This is a genomic window from Streptomyces niger (assembly GCF_000718305.1).
In the GTDB taxonomy this organism is placed as follows: Bacteria; Actinomycetota; Actinomycetes; order Streptomycetales; family Streptomycetaceae; genus Streptomyces; species Streptomyces niger.
This window is the reverse complement of record NZ_JOFQ01000001.1, coordinates 487,083-509,207: the sequence shown is the minus strand read 5'-3', so window position 1 is coordinate 509,207 and position 22,125 is coordinate 487,083. Positions and strand designations below refer to the sequence as shown.

General features: G+C 72.8%; 21 protein-coding genes. 11 read left to right on the top strand and 10 right to left on the bottom strand.

The annotated features are described in order from the left end of the window. Positions 1-48: 48 nt before the first annotated feature. On the bottom strand, positions 49-564 hold the full coding sequence (locus tag IF20_RS02285; RefSeq protein ID WP_052863174.1) for a DoxX family protein: 516 nt from the start codon (positions 562-564) through the stop codon (positions 49-51). Positions 565-752: 188 nt separating this feature from the next. Here IF20_RS02285 and IF20_RS02280 point away from each other — a divergent pair, with 188 nt between their 5' ends. The 4 genes from IF20_RS02280 to IF20_RS02265 all read left to right on the top strand — a co-directional run bounded on the left by IF20_RS02280 (position 753) and on the right by IF20_RS02265 (position 5,795). Further along, entirely contained in the window at positions 753-1,694 is a 942-nt protein-coding gene (locus IF20_RS02280) for a metallophosphoesterase family protein (protein WP_052863173.1), read from the top strand. Then, positions 1,691-2,359 carry a 4'-phosphopantetheinyl transferase family protein gene (locus IF20_RS02275; RefSeq protein ID WP_052863172.1) on the top strand — a complete coding sequence of 223 codons (669 nt, stop codon included), beginning with the start codon at positions 1,691-1,693 and terminating at the stop codon, positions 2,357-2,359. The genes IF20_RS02280 and IF20_RS02275 overlap by 4 nt, the downstream gene beginning before the upstream one ends. 230 nt (positions 2,360-2,589) lie before the next feature. Further along, positions 2,590-3,219: a TetR/AcrR family transcriptional regulator gene (locus tag IF20_RS02270; RefSeq protein WP_110943781.1), complete on the top strand. Its 630-nt coding sequence runs from the start codon at positions 2,590-2,592 to the stop codon at positions 3,217-3,219. A gap of 146 nt (positions 3,220-3,365) precedes the next feature. Beyond that, entirely contained in the window at positions 3,366-5,795 is a 2,430-nt protein-coding gene (locus tag IF20_RS02265) for an MFS transporter (protein WP_052863171.1), read from the top strand. A 60-nt stretch (positions 5,796-5,855) separates the two neighbouring features. Here IF20_RS02265 and IF20_RS02260 read toward each other — a convergent pair whose 3' ends face one another. The 4 genes from IF20_RS02260 to IF20_RS02245 are packed head-to-tail and all read right to left on the bottom strand — an operon-like array spanning position 5,856 to position 8,996. Beyond that, the gene (locus IF20_RS02260; protein WP_199896453.1) at positions 5,856-6,350 is read right to left on the bottom strand and encodes a hypothetical protein; all 495 of its coding nucleotides are present in this window, start codon (positions 6,348-6,350) and stop codon (positions 5,856-5,858) included. Positions 6,351-6,365: 15 nt separating this feature from the next. Further along, positions 6,366-6,671 (bottom strand): hypothetical protein, encoded by a 306-nt coding sequence (locus IF20_RS02255; RefSeq protein ID WP_052863169.1) that lies wholly within the window; start codon positions 6,669-6,671, stop codon positions 6,366-6,368. 24 nt (positions 6,672-6,695) lie between these two features. Then, the gene (locus IF20_RS02250; protein ID WP_052863168.1) at positions 6,696-8,057 is read right to left on the bottom strand and encodes an APC family permease; all 1,362 of its coding nucleotides are present in this window, start codon (positions 8,055-8,057) and stop codon (positions 6,696-6,698) included. Between the two features lie 54 nt (positions 8,058-8,111). Then, a complete protein-coding gene (locus IF20_RS02245; RefSeq protein ID WP_110943714.1) occupies positions 8,112-8,996 on the bottom strand; it encodes a carbon-nitrogen hydrolase family protein in 885 nt (294 codons plus the stop codon). A gap of 118 nt (positions 8,997-9,114) precedes the next feature. Between IF20_RS02245 and IF20_RS02240 the strand changes: the two genes are divergently transcribed. After that, entirely contained in the window at positions 9,115-9,909 is a 795-nt protein-coding gene (locus IF20_RS02240; RefSeq protein WP_052863167.1) for a FadR/GntR family transcriptional regulator, read from the top strand. 47 nt (positions 9,910-9,956) lie between these two features. Further along, entirely contained in the window at positions 9,957-11,153 is a 1,197-nt protein-coding gene (locus IF20_RS02235) for a serine hydrolase domain-containing protein (protein WP_110943780.1), read from the top strand. Positions 11,154-11,279: 126 nt separating this feature from the next. On the opposite strand, the gene IF20_RS02230 is transcribed toward IF20_RS02235, so the two are convergent. Further along, entirely contained in the window at positions 11,280-13,790 is a 2,511-nt protein-coding gene (locus IF20_RS02230; protein WP_052863165.1) for a Pls/PosA family non-ribosomal peptide synthetase, read from the bottom strand. A 459-nt stretch (positions 13,791-14,249) separates the two neighbouring features. On the opposite strand from IF20_RS02230, the gene IF20_RS02225 reads away from it, so the two are divergent. Both IF20_RS02225 and IF20_RS02220 read left to right on the top strand, forming a co-directional pair. Then, complete coding sequence (locus IF20_RS02225) at positions 14,250-14,915, top strand: response regulator (RefSeq protein WP_052863164.1); 666 nt, start codon at positions 14,250-14,252, stop codon at positions 14,913-14,915. After that, the gene (locus tag IF20_RS02220) at positions 14,912-16,090 is read left to right on the top strand and encodes a sensor histidine kinase (protein WP_199896452.1); all 1,179 of its coding nucleotides are present in this window, start codon (positions 14,912-14,914) and stop codon (positions 16,088-16,090) included. Before IF20_RS02225 ends, IF20_RS02220 begins: the two co-directional genes overlap by 4 nt. Before the next feature lie 15 nt (positions 16,091-16,105). Here the strand turns inward: IF20_RS02220 and IF20_RS02215 are convergent, their stop codons facing one another. After that, entirely contained in the window at positions 16,106-16,993 is an 888-nt protein-coding gene (locus IF20_RS02215) for a LysR family transcriptional regulator (RefSeq protein WP_052863163.1), read from the bottom strand. A gap of 131 nt (positions 16,994-17,124) precedes the next feature. On the opposite strand from IF20_RS02215, the gene IF20_RS02210 reads away from it, so the two are divergent. Continuing rightward, entirely contained in the window at positions 17,125-17,520 is a 396-nt protein-coding gene (locus IF20_RS02210) for a YybH family protein (RefSeq protein ID WP_052863162.1), read from the top strand. After that, positions 17,517-18,698, top strand: coding sequence for a flavin-dependent oxidoreductase (locus IF20_RS02205; protein ID WP_052863161.1), 1,182 nt, complete (start codon positions 17,517-17,519; stop codon positions 18,696-18,698). The genes IF20_RS02210 and IF20_RS02205 overlap by 4 nt, the downstream gene beginning before the upstream one ends. Before the next feature lie 28 nt (positions 18,699-18,726). On the opposite strand, the gene IF20_RS02200 is transcribed toward IF20_RS02205, so the two are convergent. The 3 genes from IF20_RS02200 to IF20_RS02190 form a co-directional block, all read right to left on the bottom strand. Continuing rightward, complete coding sequence (locus tag IF20_RS02200; protein ID WP_052863160.1) at positions 18,727-19,314, bottom strand: hemerythrin domain-containing protein; 588 nt, start codon at positions 19,312-19,314, stop codon at positions 18,727-18,729. Between the two features lie 29 nt (positions 19,315-19,343). Then, complete coding sequence (locus IF20_RS02195) at positions 19,344-20,546, bottom strand: hypothetical protein (protein ID WP_052863159.1); 1,203 nt, start codon at positions 20,544-20,546, stop codon at positions 19,344-19,346. Between the two features lie 122 nt (positions 20,547-20,668). Beyond that, positions 20,669-21,202, bottom strand: coding sequence for a hypothetical protein (locus IF20_RS02190; protein WP_052863158.1), 534 nt, complete (start codon positions 21,200-21,202; stop codon positions 20,669-20,671). A gap of 149 nt (positions 21,203-21,351) precedes the next feature. Here IF20_RS02190 and IF20_RS02185 point away from each other — a divergent pair, with 149 nt between their 5' ends. Next, the gene (locus tag IF20_RS02185) at positions 21,352-22,110 is read left to right on the top strand and encodes a nucleotidyltransferase domain-containing protein (RefSeq protein WP_052863157.1); all 759 of its coding nucleotides are present in this window, start codon (positions 21,352-21,354) and stop codon (positions 22,108-22,110) included. Positions 22,111-22,125 lie beyond the last annotated feature (15 nt).

Here is a 22,125-nt window from a genome sequence, read left to right as displayed (position 1 = left end):
ACCGTCCGCAGTGGGGCACGGCGCCGCGGGACAGCGGACCGATTGCGGTCAGCCGACCGGGAGCCGGCTGCTGACCTTGTGCGTCCTGCGGGCCGTGCGGGCCCGCAGCGCCGCCTCCCGGCGCGCCTGGTGCGCCGCGTGCCGGCCCTGCCAGGCGAGCGACGGCTTGCCGTGGGTGTCGGCGCCGGCGATCAGCAGCCCGCCGAGCATGGAGAGGTTCTTCAGGAACTGGATGCGCTCCTGACCCCGCGTCTGTTCGTCCTCCGCCTCCCAGAACCGGTGTCCGGCGAGCGTCGTCGGCACCAGCGTGGCGGCGATCGCCAGCGCGGACAGCCGCGGCAGCTTGCCGATCGCCAGCAGCGAGCCGGCCACCAGCTGGACGCCGCCGCTGAGCTTGACGAGCTGTTCGGTCTCTTGCGGCAGGCCGGGAACGCGCTGGGCGATCGGCTGGACCACCGGCTCGGCGGCCGGCACCAGGGGTGCGGGGTTGCGGAAGGTCTGGTAGCCCGCGAAGACGTAGGTCGAGGCCAGCATCGGCCGGGCGAGAAGTCGCAGTAGCAGCATGGCCCACGAGTGCCCCCTTCGGCCGGTCCTCATCCCTCGCTCCGGCCGTCGCCGCTCGGATGGGCCATATCGAGGGCCGCCGGGTTGCGGGACCCGGTGCGGTCCGGTTCCATGGCCGGCCGATCGGCCGGCTTCCGGCCTTCCGGTGGGCCCTTCACTCTTGGCCCGGAACGGTCTTTACTTCAGTCGTGACCTACGAGATCCGTGCCCTCCCCGGCGACGCCCGGGCCGTTCCTCCGCAGGCCGGTTCGGGCCGCCGCGGCCGGGCCGGCCGGGTGGTGGCCGTCAGCGACCTGCACGTCCGGTACGCGGAGAACCGCGACATCGTCGAACGGCTGGAGCCGGCCTCGGCCGACGACTGGCTGCTGGTCGCCGGGGACCTCGGCGAGTACGTGGCCGACATCCGCTGGGCCCTGGAACGGCTGAGCGAACGCTTCGCCAAGGTCGTCTGGGTACCGGGCAACCACGAGCTGTGGACGCCGACCAACGACCCGGTGCGGCTCCGCGGCGTCGCACGCTACGAGCACCTGGTCGACCTCTGCCGGGAGCTGGGCGTCGTCACCCCCGAGGACCCGTATCCCGTCTGGGAGGGCGAGGGCGGCCCGGTCGTCGTCGCGCCCCTCTTCCTGCTCTACGACTACACCTTCCGCCCGCCGGGGACGGCCACCAAGGAGGCGGCGCTCGCCGTGGCCGAGAAGGCGGGCATCGTCTGCACCGACGAGTTCTTCCTGCACCCTGACCCGTATCCGACGCGGGACGCGTGGTGCCGGGCCCGGCTGGCGGCCACCGAGGCGCGGCTCGCCGCCGTCCCGGAGGAGCTGCCCACCGTCCTCGTCAACCACTTCCCGCTCGTCCGCGAGCCGGTCCGGCCGTTGCGGTACCCGGAGTTCGCCCTGTGGTGCGGTACGGAGGCGACGGCGGACTGGCCGCGCCGGTTCCGCGCGGCCACCGTCGTCCACGGCCATCTGCACATCCCGCGCCTCGTGATGTGGGACGGCGTGCCCCATCAGGAGGTCTCCCTCGGCTACCCCAGGGAGTGGCGGCACCGCTCCGGCCCGCAGGGCCGGCCCGTCCAGATCCTGCCGGCCGTGACCGCGCCGGCCACCACGACCGCCGGGAGCCCGACGTGATCGACAAGCTGTTGCCCGCTCCAGTGATCACCGCCGAGGCCTTCGACGACGTGCCGGTCTCGGAGATGTTCCCCGAGGAGTGGGCGCTGGTGGCCCGCGCCGTACCGAAGCGCCAGCAGGAGTTCGGCACCGTACGCAGCTGCGCCCGCGAGGCGCTCGGGCGGCTGGGCTTCGCCCCCGCCCCGCTGCTGCCGGCTGCCGACCGCGCGCCGCAGTGGCCGGACGGCGTCGTCGGGGCGCTGACCCACTGCGACGGATACCGCGGTGCCGCCGTGGCCCGCGCCACTGACGTGCTGACGCTCGGCCTGGACGCGGAGCCGCACGCGCCGGTGGGCGACCCGGGCGTACTGAAACTGGTCGCCCTCCCCGAGGAGCGGGCCGAGCTGGCCCGGCTGGCCGAGCTGGTCCCCGACGTGTGCTGGGACCGGCTGCTGTTCAGTGCGAAGGAGAGCGTCTACAAGGCCTGGTACCCGCTCGCCCGCCGCTGGCTGGGCTTCGAGGACGCGCGGATCACGCTGGACCCGACGGACGCCACCTTCACCGCCCGGTTCCGCGTCCCGGGGCCGGTGGTCGGGGGCCGCGAGCTGACCGGGTTCAGCGGCCGGTGGCTCATCGGGTCGGGCCTGGTGACGACGGCCGTGGTGCTGCCGGCGAACCGTATCTGAGCGCCCCGCAGCGCATCTCACGTGCGGGGATGCGGGGCGGGGAGGGGAGGCGCAGCCTGGAGGGGAAGGGTGTGCGGGGGACCATAACGAAACGTTTGCGTTTCGATCGGAGCCGGGCGTACGCTCGGAGAGGGTAAGAGTACGAAACCGTTTCGATCCGCTCTGCCCCGTCGATCGTCCCGAAGGCCGCACGCCCGGGTACGCACACACGCCCCGAAGAACAGGTGGACATGTCCGTCTCCACTCCGTCGTCGGCCACCCCCGCGCCGCGCCACAGCGGCGAGGGGGCGGCCCGCCGGACCCGGCTCTCGCCGGAGCGCGAGAGCGAGCTGTACGCGGCCGTCCTCGACCTGGTGCGCGAGGTCGGCTACGAGAGCCTCACCCTGGACGCCGTCGCCGCGCGGTCCCGGTGCAGCAAGGCCACGCTGTACCGCCGCTGGCACGGCAAACCCCGGCTGGTGTCCGCCGCGCTGCGGCACCTGCGGCCCTTCTCGCTGGAGGACCTGGACACCGGATCGCTCCGCGGCGACGTGCACGAGCTCGCCCGGCGCATCGGGGACACCAAGAAGGACATCGACCTGATGCGCGGCATCACCCATGCCGTGCACAAGGACGCGGAGCTGGCCGAGGCCATGCGCGCGGCCCTGATCGAACCCGAACTGGAGGTGATGCAGGCCATGCTCGACCGGGCGGTCGCCCGCGGTGAGGTCGATGCGGCCTGCCCCGCGATCCCCTACTTCCCGCACGCGCTGTCCGGCGCCGTCTTCGCCCGCCCGATGATCGAACAGCGTCCCGCGGACGCCGCGTACCTCACGGGGTACCTGGACGCCGTGGTGCTTCCCGCCCTGCTGCGGGCCTGACTCCGGCCCGGGCCGAACCGGGCCGCGAGCCGCGGCCGGCAGCCCGAACGGAGAGCCCGGACCGGAGCCGGGCAGTACGCACGAGAACCACCCCCCGGGGCTTCGGAAGAGGAGTACCGGACCCCGGAAGAACCGAAGGACTCCGTATGACATCCACCCCTGTCGATGCACGCGCCGACACCGGTCAGCCGGGGGACGCGCCGTCCGACGGCCGGGCGGCGGGGCACGCGCCCCATCGTTGGTGGGTGCTGGCCGTCATCGGCCTCGCCCAGCTGATGGTGGTGCTGGATGCCACCATCGTGAACATCGCCCTCCCGTCCGCCCAGCGCGATCTGGGCTTCGACAACGACGGCCGGCAGTGGGTCGTCACCGCCTACTCCCTCGCCTTCGGCTCACTGCTGCTGCTCGGCGGTAGGCTCGCCGACCTCTTCGGCCGGAAGACGACGCTGCTGATCGGCCTGGTCGGCTTCGCCGGTTCGTCCGCGCTCGCCGGCGCGGCCAACGGCTTCTCCATGCTGGTCATCGGCCGGGCCCTGCAGGGCCTGTTCGGTGCGCTGCTCGCACCGTCGGCGCTCTCGCTGCTGACGACGACGTTCACCGACGCCAAGGAACGCGCCAAGGCGTTCGGCATCTTCGGTGCGATCGCCGGTTCCGGCGGCGCCATCGGACTGCTGCTCGGCGGCGTACTGACCGAGCACCTGGACTGGCGCTGGACCCTCTACGTCAACCTCGTCATCGCCGTCGTCGCGGTCATCGGCGCGCTGGTCTTCATCCGGCGCCCCGCGCCGGCCACCCGGCCCCGCCTCGACCTCTTCGGCACGCTGCTCGTGGCGGCCGGCCTCTTCGGCATCGTCTTCGGCTTTTCCAACGCCGAGACGCACGCCTGGAGCCACTGGATGTGCTGGGCGTTCCTCGCGGCCGGCGGCGTGCTGCTGCTCGCCTTCGTGCTGTGGGAGACGCGTGCCGGGCACCCGCTGCTGCCGTTGCGTGTCCTGGGTGACCGCAATCGTGCCGCGTCCTTCATATCCGTGTTCATCTCGGGCGCCGGCATGTTCGGGGTCTTCCTCTTCCTGACCTACTACCTGCAGCAGACGCTCGCCTACACGCCGGTCAAGACCGGTCTCGCCTTCCTGCCGATGGTCGGCATGCTGATGGTGATGGCGCAGCTGTCCATGAACATCCTGGTGCCGAAGATCGGTCCCAAGCCGATCGTGCCGCTGGGCATGCTCTTCGCGGCGGCCGGCATGGTCTGGCTGACGCGGCTGGAAGTGGACAGCACCTACGCCGCGCACGTGCTGCCGCCGCTGCTGGTGATGGGCCTCGGCCTCGGCATGGTCATGCCGCCCGCCATGAGCCTGGCCACCCTCGGCGTCGCGCCCAACGACCAGGGTGTCGCCTCCGCGACGGTCAACACCATGCAGCAGGTCGGCGGCTCGATCGGGACCGCGCTGTTCAACACGATGGCCGCCAGCGCCGTCACGAACTACCTCGCGGACCGCAAGCCGACCAGGCTCAACCAGGCCGAGGCGGCGCTGCACAGCTACGACGTCGCGTACTGGTGGGCCGCCGCCTTCTTCGCGGCCGGCCTCGTCATCACGCTGCTGCTGTACCGCCGGGGCAAGGCCGTGTCCGACCACGGCCCGGCGGTGGCCGTCGAAGCCGAACACCACGGCCACGGCCACGGCCGGCACGGTGCGCCGTACGACCCCTCCGAAGGGGCGGATCCCACGACCACGGCCGAACTCCCGGTGACCGGCGCCACCGCCGCAGCCGGCGCGGAGACGGCACCGACCCCGGTGACCACGGCCTCGGAGACGCCGTCCGGGCCCGCCGTGCACGGCCGGGTCCTGGACGCGGCCGGCGGCCCCGTGCCACACGCCGCCGTCACGCTGATCGCCCCGGACGGCCGCCAGCTCGGCCGTGCCGGCACCGCGGAGGACGGCCGGTACACGCTGGCCACCCCGGCCGCCGGCAGCTATGTGCTGGTCGGCGCCGCCGCGGGGCACCAGCCGCGTGTGGCCACCCTGGCCGTCGGCGCGGAGCCGGTCGCGTTCGACCTGATGCTGGCCGGCACCGGAGGCCTGGAAGGCACGGTACGCAGCGGCACCACGCCGGTGGCGGGCGCCCTGGTCGTCGCCACGGACGAGCGCGGCGACGTCATCGAGTCGGCCGCCTCCGGCGAGGACGGCGGCTACCGGCTGCCCTCGCTCGTGCCGGGCGTCTACACCCTGACGGCCAGTGCGGAGGGCTTCCAGCCGTACGCCGGCATGGTCGAGGTCTCCGGCGGCGTACCGACCCGCCAGGACGCCGTGCTGCAGCGCGCGGCGACCCTCCGCGGCACGGTCGTCAACCGCTCCGGCGCGCCGCTGGGCGAGGCACGCGTCTCGCTGCTGGACCCCGCGGGCAACGTGGTGGCGGTCAGTACGACGGGCCCGGACGGCGCGTACGCGTTCACCGACCTGTCCGGCGGCGAGTACACGGTCGTGGCCAGCGGCTATCCGCCGGTCGCCACCCCGCTGACCGTGACCGCAGAGGGCCACGAGGGCTTCGACCTCACCCTCACGCACGGGGACTGACACCCTGGGCGCCCGAGGAGGGCGGCACCCGTACGACAGGTACGGATGCCGCCCTCCTCGTCATTCCGGCTGCGTCGTACCGGCCGCCGCGGGCCAGAACTGGAGCAGGTACACCTCGACGTCGAGCACCGGGCCCACCTCCCGGGAGAGCCGCGCCACCGCCTCCCGCCCGGCACAGTAGGCCCGCACCCGCCAGGTCCCCGGCGTCAGCAGCTGCACCTCGGCGTCGCGGCCGTCCGACCAGAAGGCGGCCACTCCCGATGCCGACGCGAAGGTCACCTCGCTCCGCTCGTCCCAGCGCCGGCGCGTGTCCGGCGGGGGAGCGCCGTCCCACTGCTCGACGGTCACCGCCGCGGTGTGCGTGTGTCCCGCACTGGCCACGTCGAAGCGCCCCGTGTACTCGGTGAGGAAGCCCGCGCCGTACGCGACGTCGCCGGGCCGACCGCCGCCCTGATCCGGATAGAGCGGCTCCGCCGACTCGTGGCCGTCCTGCACGCACCAACTGCCGTACGTGACGTACACCTTCCGCGCGTTCACGCGCCGCATCCGGGCCATGTCCCTCAGCATCCCTCAGCGCTCTCCGGTCGTAGCGCTCCGGGCCGGGCGCCACATGGGCCAGAGGGGCGGGCCGTCGGCGTGCGGGCGGATCTCCGCGCTGACGGCGGCGCCCGATCCGGTGAGTTCACACCTGCCGTGCGGCGCGTTCTGTCGCCGGAAGAGCGTCGTGAACCACCGTTCGAGCCGCTCACCACGGGTGGTGGCGTCGGGGAGCAGCCGGCACATCAACGGGTCGTCGTCGAAGGCCCGGGCCAGCGACCGGCTGATCGACGGTGCGTCGTCGGCGGTCGCCGCCTTCGGGGTACGCGCGTTCGGCATACCGCACATTCTGCCCGGACATGATCAGCCGGTGGCACCGGATTCGGCCGGCTCCTCCGTGAACTGCATCTCGGGCGGCGGGACGCGGAACAGGCGGGTGAGGTGGGCGAGACAGCAGATGCCGACGGCGAGCCAGATCAGTCCGAGGGTGAGGGCCTTGCCGTCCAGCCGGCTGAGGAGCCAGAGGTCGACCGCGGCGCCGATGGCCGGGAACGCCAGGTAGGTCACCGGGTTGAGCCGGGTCCCGGCGTGCCGCTCGCGCAGCCACGTCGCGATCACACTGATGTTGACCAGCGTGAAGGCGGTGAAGGCACCGAAGTTGATGAAGGACGTCGACGTGGTGACGCTCAGCCGGAGGGCGATGAGGCCGATCAGTCCGGTGAGGGCGATGTTGAGGGCAGGGGTGCGCAGCTTGGGGTGGAGGTAGCCGAAGAGGCGGCGCGGGAGGACGCCGTCGCGCCCCATGGCGTACAGCAGGCGGGAGGCGCTGGCCTGGGCCGCGATGCCGGAGGCGAACTGGGCGACGACCAGACCGGCCAGGAACACGGAGGCGAAGAGGTCGCCCGCGATGGTCTTCGCGATCTCGAAGGCCGCCGAGTCCGGCTCGTCGAACGTCGCACCGGGGTGGACGAGCTGCGTGGTGTAGGCGAGGGCGACGAAGATACCGCCGCCGATGAGGGCGGTGAGCAGGATGGCGCGCGGAATGGTGCGCTTCGGCTCGACCGCTTCCTCGGTGAGGGTGGTGACGGCGTCGAACCCGAGGAAGGAGTAGGCGGCGACGGCCGCGCCCGCCGAGATGCCGGTCACGGTGGTCGCGTCGTTCACGAACGGCGTGGCGCTGAACAGCGCCCCGGTGCCGCCCCGGTGGAAGACGTGCAGCAGGGAGAGGACCGCGAAGAAGCCGATGACCAGGATCTGGAAGGCCATGAGGAGGTCGTTGGCGCGCTCGGCGGTGCGGATGCCGCAGATGTTCAGCGTGGTGGTGAGCGCGATGAAGGCGAGGATCCACACCCAGGAGGGGACGGCGGGGAACTGGGCCTTGAGGTACGCGGCGCCGATCAGCCAGATGACCATCGGCAGGAAGAAGTAGTCCAGCAGGGTCGCCCAGCCGACGAGGAACCCGGCCCGGGAGTCGATGGCACGGCGTACGTAGGTGTAGGCGGAGCCGGCGACGGGGTGGCGCGCGGCCATCTTGCCGTAGCTGTGCGCCGTGAAGATCATCGCGAACATCGCGAGCAGGTACGCGGTGGGTACGGAGCCTTCGGTCTCGCCGGCGACCACGCCGAACGTGCCGAGCACGATCAGCGGGGCCATGTAGGCGAGGCCGAAGGCGACGACGCCCTTGAGGGACAGGGTCCGGCGGAGCGCGGGGGCTGGCTCGGTCACGGCGGTGCTCCAGAGTGGTGGTGACGAGGGTGCGGGGAGCGGATGGGCCCGGAGTCAGGGACGGGCGCGGTGCGGGCCCGGGCGCCAGGTACGGGGGTCGATCCGGCCGTCGTACAGCGGCAGTTCGACGGCGGCGTCCCGCTCGTCGAACTGCTCCCACATGCGGCTGAGGCCCGCCGTCCCGTAGGTGCGGACCCGCTCGACGTCGTCGAGGTCCAGGACGTCGGTGAGGACGGTGGCGGCGGAGTCCACCGCTTCGGTACGGACCCGGCCCTCCGGGTCGACGATCAGGCTGCGGCCGGTCCCCTCCGGGCCCGCCGTGTTCACGCTGAGCACGTAGACCTGGTTCACGATGGCGTTGGCGCGCGCGAGGACCAGCTCCTGCGCCCGGTCGGCGGTGGTCGTCATGACGGGGTTCACGATGACCTCGGCGCCCAGCCACGCCAGCTGCCGCGCCACCTCCGGGAACCAGGCGTCGTAGCAGATCGAGAACCCGACCCGGCCCGCGTCGCCCAGGTCCGCGACGACGAAGCGGTCCCCGGAGGCGTACGGCTCGTACGGCCGCCAGGGGAAGACCTTGCGGTACGAGGCGGCGAGCCGGCCCTCCGGCGAGAAGGCCAGGGCGGTGTTGAACAGCTCGCCGTCAGGACCCCGCTCGCACACGGTGCCGGGCAGCAGCCAGACGCCGAGGTCACCGGCGAGCTCGGCGAGGGCCTTGGTCCGCGGGCCGTCCAGCGGCTCGGCGGCGTCCTGCAGCCGCGCCTCGCTCTCCGCGCCGGAGCTCGTCACTCCGCAGAGGTGCAGCTCGGGGTGGGCGACGAGCCGGGTCCGCGGGAACTTCGCCAGCAGCGCCTGGACGTCGTCGGCGAAATCGGACACGGGCGCTTCGGCGGGGCGGGGCGGTGCCTGGGCGAGGGCGACGGGCAGCGGGCGGGACATGGCGGTCACCTGTTTCGGGGAAGCGGAACGCGTTCTTTCGATCGTCGAGAAAATAGAGCACATTGATCACTTAAACAAGAGTGTTCAAGATGAGCAGTTTTTTGGTTACGGTGCCTCCATGGTCGGCTCCTCTTCGTCCCGCTCCATGCCCGACGCGCCGCCGACCGCGGCGCGCCCACCCATACCGTCGGCGCCCGACGCCCTGAACGCGCCACCGCTCGCGAGCATCCGGCGGCTGTCGGCGCTGGACGCGGTGCGGGGGCGGATCGCCCTCGCGGTCGACCTGGGACTCCTCAAGCCCGGCGAGCGGCTGCCGGCCAGCGACCGGATCGCCGAGGCGCTGGACACCTCGGAGATCACCGTCCGCCGCGCCCTGGTGGCCCTGTGCCGGGACGGCGTCCTGGAGCGCCGCCGCGGGCGTACCGGCGGCACGCTGGTGGCGGAGCACCCGCCCCGCGGTGCGGTCGGCGCCGTGGCGTCCTACCGGGCCGCGGCGCCCGACGTGCACGCCCTGATCGACCACCGGCTCGTCCTGGAATGCGGCATCGCCCATCTCGCCGCCGTCCGCGGCCCGGACGAGGCGGCCGGCCGTGCGCTGGAGCGGCTGGTCGAGGAGATGGAGCAGGCGGCGAGCTGGGCCGAATTCCACCGCTGGGACGAGCGGTTCCACCTCGCGGTGGCCGCGGCCACCGGCCTCCCGTCCGTCGTCGAGCCCTACGAGCGGGCCCTGAAGGAGCTGTACCGCTACTACCTGCCGTATCCGCTGGCGCACCTGCGCGAGTCCAACGCGGAGCACCGGGCCCTGGTCGAGGCGGTGCGCCGGACCGATCCGGCCGCCGCGGCGGAGGTCGCCCGGCGCCACGTACAGACCCTGCACGAGAGCATGTTCATGCACTTGTTGGGAGATTCCTGACCGGGTTATGTTGCCGAAGGCAACTATTGATCGGTGTGAAGCGAGGGATCGTGACAGCAGTCGTGCAGGGGCACTGCGCCCCCGGGTTCGAGAACGTCCGCGCCGAGTTCGCGCGCAACTTCGCGGAGCGCGGCGAGGTCGGCGCCTCGCTCGCCGTGACCCTCGACGGTGAATTCGTGGTGGACCTGTGGGGCGGCCACGCGGACGCCGCCCGGAGCCGCCCGTGGGAACGCGACAGCCTGGTCAACGTCTACTCCACCAGCAAGGGCATGACCGCGCTCTGCGCACACCTGCTGGCCGACCGCGGCGAACTCGACCTCGACACCCCCGTGGCCCACTACTGGCCCGAGTTCGCCCAGGCGGGCAAGGCCGACGTCCCGGTGCGCTGGCTGCTCTCCCACCGCGCCGGCCTGATCGCCCCGCGTACGCCCCTGACCACCGAGGACGTCTACGACTGGGAGAAGACCTGCGCCGTCCTGGCCGCCACCGAACCGTGGTGGCAGCCGGGCACCGCCCAGGGCTACCACGCCGTCAGCTTCGGGTTCCTGGTCGGCGAGGTCGTCCGCCGGATCACCGGCACCTCCCTCGGCACGTTCCTGCGCACCGAGATCACCGAACCGCTCGGCGCCGACCTGTACATCGGCACCCCCGAAGCCGAGCACGCCCGCTGCGCCGATCTGATCCCGCCCGGCGAGGGCGGCGGCCTGCAGCAGATCTTCCCCGGAATGCCCGAGGGCCCCCTGACGTCCCTGGACGTACACCCGCTGGCCGGCGTGGCCGTGGCGATGGGGCACCTGCCGATCGGCGATGTGAACAGCGCTCGATGCCGCAGCGCCGAGATCCCCGCGGCGAACGGCAACGCCACCGCGCACGGCCTCGCCACGGTCTACCGCGCCCTCGCCAACGGCGAGCTGGTCGGCCCCGGCACGCTGGCCGCGATGCGCGCCCTGCAGAGTCGCGACGACGAGGAGGACCTGGTGCTCAGCGCCGCGGCCCCCGAGCGGCTGCCGTTCGCCTGGGCGGCCGGGTACATGCTCAACAGCTACGGCTACTTCGGCCCCAACCGCGGCGCCTTCGGACACGGCGGCGCGGGCGGCTCGCTGGCCTTCGCCGACCCGGAGAACCGCCTCTCCTACGCCTACACGATGAACCGCTTCGGTGGCAGCACGACCGGCGGCGACACCCGCAACCTCCAGCTCGTCGAGGCGGTGTACGCGGCCGAGCCGCTGAGCGGGAAGGCGTAGCGGCCGGGAGCACGCACGCACTGTTCCCAGCCCACCGCCCGACGGCGGTACGTGCCTGGTGTGGCGCGTACCGCTACCGGGCGGCGGTCGATCCTGGGCGGGGCGGCGTACCGCCCCGCCCGGTGGTTACATTTCGTGTGCCGGGTTACCGCCCCAGCGGGCGTGCGGCGGTACCTCCTCGCCCTTCATGAGGAAGGAGTCGGGCCCGAGCACCGCGCCGTCGCCCACGGTCACGCCGTAGTGGACGAGCGTGCCGGTGCCGAGGGTGCAGCCGTTGCCGAGCGTGCTGCGGTCGGACTTGAACGTGCCGTCCTCCTGGGAGTGGCACTGGATGACGCTGTTGATGTTGAGCGTGCAGTCGTCGCCGATGGTGACGAGCGTCCGCTCCGGCAGCCGGGCCCCGTCGTCGAAGAGCCGCCGCCCGAGCCGCACCCCGAGCAGCCGCCAGAACAGGCCCTTGAACGGCGTGCCGTTCAGCAGGCGCAGCTCCATCGCCTGGTGCTTCCAGAAGCGTTCGTGCTGCCAGAAGTGCGGGTGGTAGATGGAGCAGAAGCGCGGGCTCTGCGGCCGGAACCGGATCGCGGCGCGCTCGGCGACCGCGGTGAAGCCGAGGGTGAACGCGAGGGTCAGGACGGTGGCCGCCGCGAACGCCAGCGCGCCCACGGACGCGTAGAGACCGGCGGCCGCGGCCGCGAGCAGCAGCACGCCGAAGAGGTGGATCCACCGCGCGAACAGGAACGAGGCGAGCGTGACGGCGTTGTGCCGGTTCTTGCGGGCGAGCTGCCTGCGCAGCTCCGCACCGTTGCGCAGGTGGTCGAAGGTCGCGTCGCGCTCGACCGAACGCGGGATCTCGAAGCTGGGCGACCCCAGGAGCCCGACGCCCTCCCGTACCTCGCCGTCGACCGGGACCATGACCTTCGTCGCGAGCAGGCAGTTGTCGCCCGTCCGGCCCCCGGCGGGGTACGCGACCTGGTTCCCGAGGAAGTTGTGCGGGCCGATCGTCACCCGTGTGACGCGGAAGGACGTACTGGAGTAGTCCGCGTTGATCACCGACAGCCCGTCGGCGACCATCGTCCCGGTCCCGACGGTGCTCAGGTACGGGTTCTCGTGCTTGACGTCCGTGCCGAAGTTCGATCCGGTCTGCTCGACCCCCGCCAGGTCGTACCCGATGGCGCGCAGGTAGTGCACGACGAGGGAGCTGTCGCCGGCGAGCCGCATGAAGAACTTGCTGTTGGTCAGGCGCGCGATCGCCCGGTGCACCGAGTAGTGGAACCCGTACAGCGCATAGACCTTGTCCGGCCGCAGGAAGAGGTTCAGCAGCCGGGGCACGGTGGTCACGAAGAGGAGCCCGAGGATCAGCGAACCGAAGAACAGCACGAAGGACGCGGCCAGCGCGTCACGGTAGAACACCCAGCTCGTGAAGGTCAGCGGCTCGGCGGTCAGCAGCGAGTCGAGCTGCGGCACCTGTGTGACCAGGAGGTCCGCGCCGCTCAACGCCAGCGGCACGTACACGAGCAGCGCGGTCAGCAGCTGGACCAGGCTGTAGGAGACCCGGCTCGCCGTGGAGCACCGGGCGGGGCCGACCCTCCGGTAGTCCGTGTCCGTCGGCTGCGCGGGCGTCCCGTGCCAACGCTCACCCGCGGGCACGGACTGCCCGGCGTACAGCGAAGAGGCGTGGCCGAGCTGCGCCCCGTCGCCCATGGAGACATCGATGTCCAGCACCGTGTTCTCGCTGAGGTACACGTCCTTGCCGAGGGTGACCGGGCCGGTGTGGATCCAGCCGCCCTCGGCCCGGTAGCAGGTGAGGAAGGCGTCCTTGCGGATGACCGTGGCGTCGCCGACGGTCAACAGGTCGGTGCAGACGGGCACGTGCTTGGAGAGGAACGCGACCCGGCGTCCGATGTGCGCGCCCAGTGCCTTGAGGTAGAGCACGTACAGCGGTGAACCGGCGAACAACACCAGCGGATTGAGTTGGATCAACGTCCTGACCAGCCAGAACCGGACGTACGCCAGGCTCCAGATGCGGATCTTCTGCGGCTTCCACCGGCCGATGAGCAGCCACTTGGCCAGAATCGGCAGGACGCACATGCCGACGAAGACGGCGCCGCCGAACAGGACGGTGCGCACGTAACCGTCGAGCAGCCCCGAGCCGGCCGCGATCCAGCCGTAGCCGAGGGCGAGGACGAGGGCGGTGACGTAGGCGTAGCCCAGGAAGAGCAGCAACTGCAGGGCGCCGCACAGGACGTAACGCGCGGTGCTCCCCTCGGCCGCCGGTTCCGGCGGGGCCGATTCCGCGGGCACCACCACGTCCGGCACGGCGGGTGCGGGCGCCGGGGCGTCGAAGGCCGCGGCGAGGCTGCGGATGGTCGGGTACCGGTAGATGTCCTTCATGGACACCGTCGGCAGGTCGTCGCGCTTCCTGACCCGGGCACAGAATCGCGCCATGAGCATCGAGTCGGCGCTGAGGTCGTCGAAGAAGTGGCTGTCGAGCGGTATGTGCTCGACGTGCACCACGGAAGCCAGCACCTCGGCGAGGAGGCTCTCGGTGCCGGTTGTCGCCGGGACGGTGTGCGCGCGTGGGACGGTCGACGGTTCCGCCAGGTCGGCCGTCGTGACCTGGGCGTTGTTTCCCACCACATGAACTCCTTGAGAGTAATGGTCGAGCGGGCGGGCGAGGGCGGAGTGGAGGCGCCCGGGCGCCCGCGAGTGGGGGACGGGCCCTCGGGGACCAGGGGGTGCGGTGGGGGAAGCCCCCGGGGCCGGAGGAAAGGGACCGGGGGCGGTCACCGGACCGCCATCGGCGGTGGTGCGGGTCTCGGGGCCCGCCCGGCCGGGTACGGGACCGGTGGCACCTGCGGCAGTGCGCTGTGCGTCGTCACGGCCCACAGTCTTGAGAACGAACGGAATTCAACCGATCCGCCAGGTTTCCGGAGCCGCCCCGCCGGGCGGCCGGAGCCCTTCCGCCGACCGGCCGGTCCCGGCCCACCTACCGGCGGGAACCGCCCCGCCGCATGGCGGGAACCCACCGCGGGCACCCGGAATGCGGCATTCGGCGTGGTACACATCGGGCGGTGTCCCGAGGCGAGTGGAGCACGCGTGATCCGGGTACTGGTGGTCGACGACGAGGCCCTGATCCGTACGGGCTTCCAGCACATCCTCGGCGCGGCCGACGACATCGAGGTCGTGGCGGCGGTCCCGGGGGGCCAGGCGGTCCGGTCCGTACGGGAGTTGCGGCCGGACGTCGTGCTGCTCGACATCCGGATGCCGGACGTGGACGGGCTCACCGTCCTGGCCAACGTCCGCCGGATGCGGCAGCCGCCGGTGGTCGCGATGCTCACCACCTTCGACACCGACGAGTACGTGGCCACCGCGCTGCGCTCCGGCGCCGACGGCTTCCTCCTCAAGGACACCGACCCCGAACAACTGCCGCATCTGATCCGCACGTTGGCGGCCGGCGGCGTCGTCCTGTCCGCCACGGTCACCCGCACGGTCGTCAACGGCTTCCTGGACAGCGGCCCCGACGAGCCCGCCGTGCGCGGCGTGGCCCGGCTGACCGACCGCGAACGCGCCGTGCTCCGGCTCATCGCCGACGGACTGTCCAACGCCGACATCGGGACACGGATGCACCTGAGCACCGGCACGGTCAAGGACCACGTGAGCACCATCCTCACCAAGCTGGAGGTGGGCAGCCGGGTCCAGGCCGCGCTGCTCGCCGAACGCGCGGGCCTCCTCAGAGTCCCGCGGGAGGGGAAGGCCACATGACCACCCGGGAGACGCGGCCACTGCTCAGACCCGGTCGCCCGCTCGGCCTGCTGAAGTCCCGGCGGCCACCGGTGCTGTTGCTCGATGCCGCCCTCATCGTCGCCGTCCTGCTGGACGCCTGGGCCCACTACGAGCCGGACGACCCGTGGGGCACCGCCTCCTCCCTGGTCGCCGCCTTCTCCCTCGCGCTGCGCCGCCGCCTGCCGCTGACCACCTTCGTGCTCACGCTCCCCGCGCTCGTCATCGCGGACGCCAAGTACGCCTCGCTGGCCGCGCTGTACACCTTCGCCTCGCTGACCCACCGCCGCGTGGTGCTGGCCATCTGCGCCCTGACGGTCGTGGCGGGCCACGTCGTGCCCTGGCCGTACCCGGAGTACGACGACTACCAGGACACCTCGACCCTGATCCACGTCGGGTACAAGCTGGCGATGGCGGCGGCGCCCGTCTTCCTCGGCCAGCTCGTCCAGGCCCGCCGGGACCTGTCGGTGCGGCTCGCCGAGATCTCCGAGGCCCGCGACCACGAGCGGATGCTGCTCGCGCAGACCGTCCTCGCCAAGGAACGCGCCCAGCTCGCACGGGAGATGCACGACGTGGTCTCCCACCAGGTCAGCCTGATCGCCGTACGGGCCGGGGCGCTCCAGGTCGGCACCCGCGACCCGGCGGTGAAGGAGGCGGCGGCCACCATCCGGCGGCTCAGCGTGCAGACCCTGGAAGAGCTGCGGCACATGGTCAGCGTGTTGCGCGCCTCGGGCAGCCGGCCGACCGAGCTGACCCCGCAGCCCTCCCTCGCCGACATCCAGCGCCTGGTGAGCTGCAGCGGCATCGAGGCGGAGCTCAAGACCGACCTGCCCGAAGGGCTCCCGCCGACCGTCCAGCGCGCCGTCTACCGCACCGTCCAGGAGGCTCTGACCAACGTGCGCAAGCACGCCCCGGGCGCCACCGCGACGGTCCGCATCCACTCCGAGGACGGCACCCTGCACGCCGTCGTCACCAACACGGCCCCCACCCGGCCGGCGCTCCCGCTGCCCAGCGCGTCCCACGGCCTGGTCGGCCTGCGCCAACGGGCCGGGCTCCTCGGCGGCACCGTCACCGCCGGCCCCACGGACGAGGGCGGCTACCGGCTGCACCTGGCACTCCCGGTCGAGGGCCGGCCGGGAGCCGGCGGGCAGCGCTGACGGGCCCGCGGCCGGCTACGGCGCGGCGTGCAGCATGGCGCGGGCCCGGTCGAGCAGCGCACGGGACGCAGGGCTGCGCGGCCCGTCGGCCCGCCAGGCGAACACCAGGCGCCCACGCAGTGCGGGTGGATCGATGCGGACCGTCCGCAGCTGTCCCGCCAGTGACTCGGCGTAGGCGCCCGGCAGGATCGCGGCCCCCAGCCCGCGGGCGGCGAGCTGGGCGAGGACCTCCGGCTTGCTCGCCTCGAAGGCGATCTGCGGCGTGAACCCCGCCGCCGCACACGCCTCGTCGAGCCGGGCGCGCAGGCCCGTACCGTGCGGGAGGCTGATCAGCGGGCGGCCGCGCAGGGTGTCGAGCGAGACGGCCTCGTGGACGGCCAGTTCGTGGTCCGGGCCGACCGCCGCGACGACCGGCTGGTCGTCCACCACGATGAACTCCAGACCGGGCGGGGCGCCGGCCCCCACGCTGACGATCGCCGCGTCCAGCCGGCCCGTCCGCAGGTCCTCCATGAGCGCGTCCGACGTGGCTTCGGACAGCGTGATGTCGACCGCGGGGTGGGCGTCGTGGAACTCCGCCAGCAGGCCCGGCAGGTCGACGTGGTGCGAGGTCACCGTCCCCACGGCGACGTGCCCGTGCAGCAGCCCGGTCAGCTCGTCGACGGCCGCCCGGGCCCCGTCCACCGCGGCCAGCGCCGCCCGCGCGTACGGCAGGACGGCAGCCCCCACCTCGGTCAGCCGCACCGCGCGCCCCGAGCGGTCCAGCAGCTCCTGCCCCAGCTCCCGCTCCAGCCGCCGGATCTGCGCGCTCACCCCGGGCTGGGCGACGTGCAGCCGCTCCGCGGCCCGGGTGAAGTTCCGCTCCTCGGCCACGGCGACGAAGTACTGCAACTGATGAAGCTCCATGACCGGAGTCTAGCCCGTCATAACCATTGCTTCTGATACGCAGACTCATCATCTCTTGGACTTCTCACCGACGTCGGACGAGAGTGGAGACACGCGGACCGACCGGCCGCGGAGACGAGGGAGGAACCGCCATGACCGAGACCCGTGCACGCGCCACCACCCCCGAGGACCTGGCCCGGCTCTTCGTGGCCCGCGCCAACGCCCGGGACGCCGAAGGGCTGGCCGAGCTGTACGCACCCGACGCCGTCCTCGCCTACCCGCCGGGCTCCGTCACCGTGGGCCGCGACGCGATCCGCGCCGTGTGCGAGCGGCTGGTGGCCCACGCGCCACTGCCGTTCGCCGAGGAGGAGCCGCTGCCGACGGTCCGGTACGGCGACCTCGCCCTGACCGCCACCCGGCCCGCCGACGGCGCGGGGGGCCGGGTCCAGGTCGCGCGCCGCCGGCCCGACGGCACCTGGCTGCGCATCATGGACCGCCCGGAGGTCCCTGCGGCCCCCGCGGCTCCCGCAGCAGAGGCCGGACGATGACCGTCCTCGTCGCAGGCGCCGGCATCGGCGGGCTGACCGCGGCGCTGAGCCTGCACGCCGCCGGGACCGACGCGACCGTGGTGGAGAGCGCCCGCGACGTCCGGCCGCTCGGCGTCGGGATCAACCTGCTGCCGCACGCGGTACGCGAGCTGACCGAACTGGGCCTCGCCGACGGCCTCGCGGCGCTCGGCGTGGCCACCGCCGAGAACGTCTACACCGACCGGACCGGCCGGCGGATCTTCACCGACCTGTGCGGCCGGGCGCAGGGCTACCACTGGCCCCAGTACTCCGTCCACCGCGGCGAACTGCAGCTGCTGCTCCTCGCCGCGGTCCGCGAGCGGCTGGGCGCCGACGCCGTCCGCACCGGGACCCGCCTGGTGGGCTTCGAGGAGCGGACGGACGGCGTCCGGGCCCGGCTCCTCGACCGGGCGACGGGGGAGGAGCGGGAGTACGACGCCACCGCGCTCGTCGGCGCCGACGGCCTGCACTCGGTGGTCAGGGCCCGGCTGCACCCGCAGGACGGCCCACCGCGGTGGTCGGGCATCCGCATGTGGCGCGGGGTGACCCAGGCCCCGCCGTTCCTCACCGGCTCCTCGATGACCATCGTGACCGGGGAGGACGCGGAACTGGTCGCGTACCCGATCGGCCGCGGCCGCATCAACTGGGTCCTCCTGGTCCGGGAGGCCGAGGCGCAACCGCTCGCCGAGGACGCCGGCTGGAACCGCGCCGGCCGCCCGGCGGACGTCCTGCCGCACGTCGCGGACTGGGAGCTCGGCTGGCTCGACGTACCGGGCCTGGTGGCGCGCAGCGACGTCCTCCTGCAGTACCCCATGGTCGACCGCGACCCGCTGCCCACCTGGGGGCGCGGCCGGGTCACCCTGCTCGGTGACGCCGCGCACCCGATGTACCCCGTCGGCGCCAACGGCGGGTCCCAGGCGATCGTCGACGCCCGCGTACTCGCCCACGCCCTCGCCTCCGCCCCCGACGTACCGGAGGGACTGGCCCGCTACGAGTCCGCACGCCGCGCCGCGACCGCCGCCGTGGTGCGGGCCAACCGCGCGATGCACCGGGCCGCCGGCCGGACCCCGCAGGAGCTGGCCCGCATCACCGGCACCTACCGGCATGCCACGGGCAGCGACGTGGCCGTACTCAACTCCCGGGCCTCACTGACGCCTTGATGAGGCCCGGGTGCCGAAGGCGCCGCGGTCAGCCGTCCTTGCCCATGACCTTGCGGATGGCGTCCCGGGCCCGGTCCATGACCGCCGCCACGGGGCCGACGGCGAGGTTCTTCGCGGCGCTCTCGGTGCCGGGGTGCGGGTGGGTGGGGGCGATGGCCTCGGCCGCCCGCACGGCCTTGGCCATCGCGGCCAGCCGGCCGGCGTCGTGCAGCCGCCGCAACTGGGCGAACTCGTACCGCTCCTCGGCGCGGGCGTGCTGCATCACCGCGGTACGCAGCTCCAGCAGCCGGGGCAGGAAGGCGGAGTGCTCCGGGGCCATCCCGTCCAGCTCGCTCAGTGCCTCCTTGGCGGCATTCTCCTCGGCCAGCCGCTCCGCCACGAGGTCCGCGCCCCCGTCGACGGTGCGCTTCACGTACGGATGGACGACCTCCTCCTCGGCGGTCTCGTGCACGGCCAGCGTCCGCACCAGGCGTCGGAAGGCGTCCCGGCGGGCGTCGCCGACGGACTGCTCGACCTCGTCGAAGAGATTGCGGATCTCCCCGTGCTGCGCCATGAGCAGAGCGACCACGTCCTGTTCGGGTGCGGGTGCGGGGGTGGGTGCCGTCGTCGGGCTCACCGTGTCCTCCAGGCGTCGATGCGGTGGTCTCAGCTGTTCTCGCGCAGCGCGGGCACGGGGTGGTCGCCCTCGGTCTGCACCCGGTACTCGCGGCCGAAGGTCTGGTGGTGCTCCGCGATGACACGGTCGCTCGGCGGCGCCTCGTCACCGTGCAGCGCCTCCTGCATCGCCTGGAAGCGCTCGTGCGCCTCGCGCACGTACCCGGTGCCCAGCGTGGTGAGGTCGAGCTGGTCGGCGATCAGTTCGCGCAGGTACGTCTTGTTGGGTTCGAACGTCAGCACGTTCGGCAGCTCGGGCGCCAGCACCTCGGCAGGGTCCCGCTCGTCGTGGCGGCGCATCAGGTCGCACGCGCGGTGGAGGTGTTCCAGCTCCATGTTCAGGTGCAGCTCCCAGATGGCCTTCACCTTCGGGTCGCTCTCCTGCTCCATGAAGGAGTGGTAGAGGTAGCACTCGTTGTACTCGTGATCGACCAGCTGCTCCCACCAGGTCTCGCCCGGGTCCACCAGGGACTCGTAGTGTGTGACGTGCTCCTCCTCGATGAGCCCGATCTCCTGGTACAGCCGGCGGGCGATCGGCTCCATGTACGTCGGGCCGACGTTCATGTAGAAGTTCATCGTCTGCTGCTCGGCCGACATCACCGTCAGCGCGTGCAGCTTCGACAGCGGATCGGTACGGGCCTTGTCGTAGGGCTCGCGCACGTTGTCGACGGGGTTGCGGTGGTGCATACGGGTCGGTCGCCCCGGCATGACCTCGGTGAGCCCGTCCACGACCGACTCCGCCTTGCGGTGCTCGATCATCTCGTAGAGGTTCGCGTACCGGTACAGGTGGTCGAAGTCCTCCAGGACGCCGAACTGGTACGCCTGCTTCAGGTACGGGTCCGGCTCGCTGCGCGCCACCCACGCGGTCAGGTCCACCGCCACCTGCTCATAGGCGAGGGTCGTCTCCAGCACCGACGACACCCCCGGCAGCAGCCAGTTCACCGCCTTCTGCTGCTGCGACTCGATGTACCGGGTACGCGCCAGCTGCCGCTTGACCTCCGGGTCCTTGCAGTGCCGGGCGAACTGGTGGCTGAAGAGGATCGCCTCCACCTCGATGCCGTTCATCGTGATGATCCGGCACCGGGTGTACGGGTCGCAGTGGTCGGGGTCGATCGGGGTCACGTTCAGCTCCCGCCAGTTGCGCAGCTGGCGGTCCAGCGGAATGCCCCGCTGCTCCAAGGGATTGAACGGCACGACGGCCTCCCGGGCGGTCGGAGTGGATCCGAGGACGCCGGAGTACCCCCGCTCCCGGCGGCGAAGCCTCCTCGGCTCGCCGCTGTCGGGCCCTGGGCGAGGGGCGAGGCGTACGCGCGAGGTCAGGCGGTACGGAAGCTCTCGGCGGCCTGCCGGACGCGGAGCTGTTCCAGGGTCTCGGCCTGGCGGTCGGCGCGCTCCAGGAGGTCGTCGAGGCGGGCGGCGTCCAGGCGGGCGTCGGTCTCCGCCAGCTCGCGCAGCGTCCGCCAGCCCGCCGCCTTGCCGGCCACGCCGAGCCGCAGCGCCTCCAGCTCCAGGAGCGGGCTCAGCGGCGAGCGGGACAGCAGCCGGCGGTTGCGCTTCAACCGGCCGATCTTCTCGGCGGCCCAGCCCGCCCCGGCCTTGTAGCCCCGGGCCCGGATGCCGAGGTCCTTCATGAGGCGCAACAGGGCCGCCCGGTCGGCCGTGATCTCGGTGGCCAGCGTCCTGAGCGTGTCGCCGGACGCGGCGTCCACCGGGTTCTTCGCCAGCCGGCGCGCCAGCTGCGTACCGAAGGTCGCCCCGGCCAGGTGGTCGTTGAGATAGACGCCGAGCAGCGCGAGCCGGTCGCCTCGCGGGCCGCGCGGAACGGAACGGGTCACGGTGCGCTTCGTCATGCGCCCACGGGTACCCGCAGCCACGGCGCATATCCTCGGTCCCGGCGCCGGAAGCCGCCTTCGGGGGCCGCCGTCACCCGAACGCCCGGCCTCCGCCCGCCACCCGCCCGTCACCCGTCTTCGGACACCCGCGAAGGAACGGCACCCGCATGGCTGCTCTCACCGATCAGGACTTCCCCGGCCACGTCGCCGACCGGCTCGCCGCCCTGCCCACCGTGCAGGCCGTCACCCTCGGCGGCTCACGCGCCCAGGGCACCCACACCCCGGACAGCGACTGGGACTTCGCGCTCTACTACCGCGGCGCCTTCGACCCCGCCGACCTGCGGGCCGTCGGCTGGGAGGGCGAGGTGTCCGAGCTCGGTGACTGGGGCGGCGGCGTCTTCAACGGCGGCGCCTGGCTCACCGTCGACGGGCGGCGCGCCGACGTCCACTACCGGGACCTCGACGTGGTCGAGCACGAGCTCGCCGAGGCGCGGGAGGGCCGCTTCCACTGGGAGCCGCTGATGTTCCACCTGGCGGGCGTCCCCAGCTACCTCGTGGTCGCCGAGCTCGCCATCAATGAAGTGCTGCGCGGCGAACTGCCCCGCCCCGCCTACCCCGAAGCGCTGCGCGCCGCGGCCCCGCCGGTGTGGCGCGGCCGGGCGGAGCTCACGCTCGGGTACGCCAGGAGTGCGTACGCCGCGCGCGGCCGGGCCACCGAGGTGGCCGGCGCCCTCGCCACGGCCGCCATGGACACGGCGCACGCGGTCCTCGCGGCGCGCGGGGAGTGGACCACCAACGAGAAGCGGCTCCTGGAGCAGGCGGGGCTGCGCGGCCTCGACGCGATCATCGCCGGCCTGCGGCCGGACCCGCAGCGCCTCATGGAGGCGCTCACCGAGGCGGAGGCGCTGTTCGACACCGCGGTGTGAGGGGCGACCGTCTGA

What these genes read in the sequence shown, in the direction of transcription:
- IF20_RS02215 (WP_052863163.1), bottom strand. Translation starts at nt 16,993, where the DNA reads ATGGAGCTTCATCAGTTGCAGTACTTCGTCGCCGTGGCCGAGGAGCGG.
- IF20_RS02245 (WP_110943714.1), bottom strand. Translation starts at nt 8,996, where the DNA reads ATGTCCCGCCCGCTGCCCGTCGCCCTCGCCCAGGCACCGCCCCGCCCC.
- IF20_RS02285 (WP_052863174.1), bottom strand. Translation starts at nt 564, where the DNA reads ATGCTGCTACTGCGACTTCTCGCCCGGCCGATGCTGGCCTCGACCTAC.
- IF20_RS02255 (WP_052863169.1), bottom strand. Translation starts at nt 6,671, where the DNA reads ATGCCGAACGCGCGTACCCCGAAGGCGGCGACCGCCGACGACGCACCG.
- IF20_RS02210 (WP_052863162.1), top strand. Translation starts at nt 17,125, where the DNA reads ATGACCGAGACCCGTGCACGCGCCACCACCCCCGAGGACCTGGCCCGG.
- IF20_RS02270 (WP_110943781.1), top strand. Translation starts at nt 2,590, where the DNA reads ATGTCCGTCTCCACTCCGTCGTCGGCCACCCCCGCGCCGCGCCACAGC.
- IF20_RS02240 (WP_052863167.1), top strand. Translation starts at nt 9,115, where the DNA reads ATGGTCGGCTCCTCTTCGTCCCGCTCCATGCCCGACGCGCCGCCGACC.
- IF20_RS02220 (WP_199896452.1), top strand. Translation starts at nt 14,912, where the DNA reads ATGACCACCCGGGAGACGCGGCCACTGCTCAGACCCGGTCGCCCGCTC.
- IF20_RS02265 (WP_052863171.1), top strand. Translation starts at nt 3,366, where the DNA reads ATGACATCCACCCCTGTCGATGCACGCGCCGACACCGGTCAGCCGGGG.
- IF20_RS02190 (WP_052863158.1), bottom strand. Translation starts at nt 21,202, where the DNA reads ATGACGAAGCGCACCGTGACCCGTTCCGTTCCGCGCGGCCCGCGAGGC.
- IF20_RS02260 (WP_199896453.1), bottom strand. Translation starts at nt 6,350, where the DNA reads ATGGCCCGGATGCGGCGCGTGAACGCGCGGAAGGTGTACGTCACGTAC.
- IF20_RS02205 (WP_052863161.1), top strand. Translation starts at nt 17,517, where the DNA reads ATGACCGTCCTCGTCGCAGGCGCCGGCATCGGCGGGCTGACCGCGGCG.
- IF20_RS02185 (WP_052863157.1), top strand. Translation starts at nt 21,352, where the DNA reads ATGGCTGCTCTCACCGATCAGGACTTCCCCGGCCACGTCGCCGACCGG.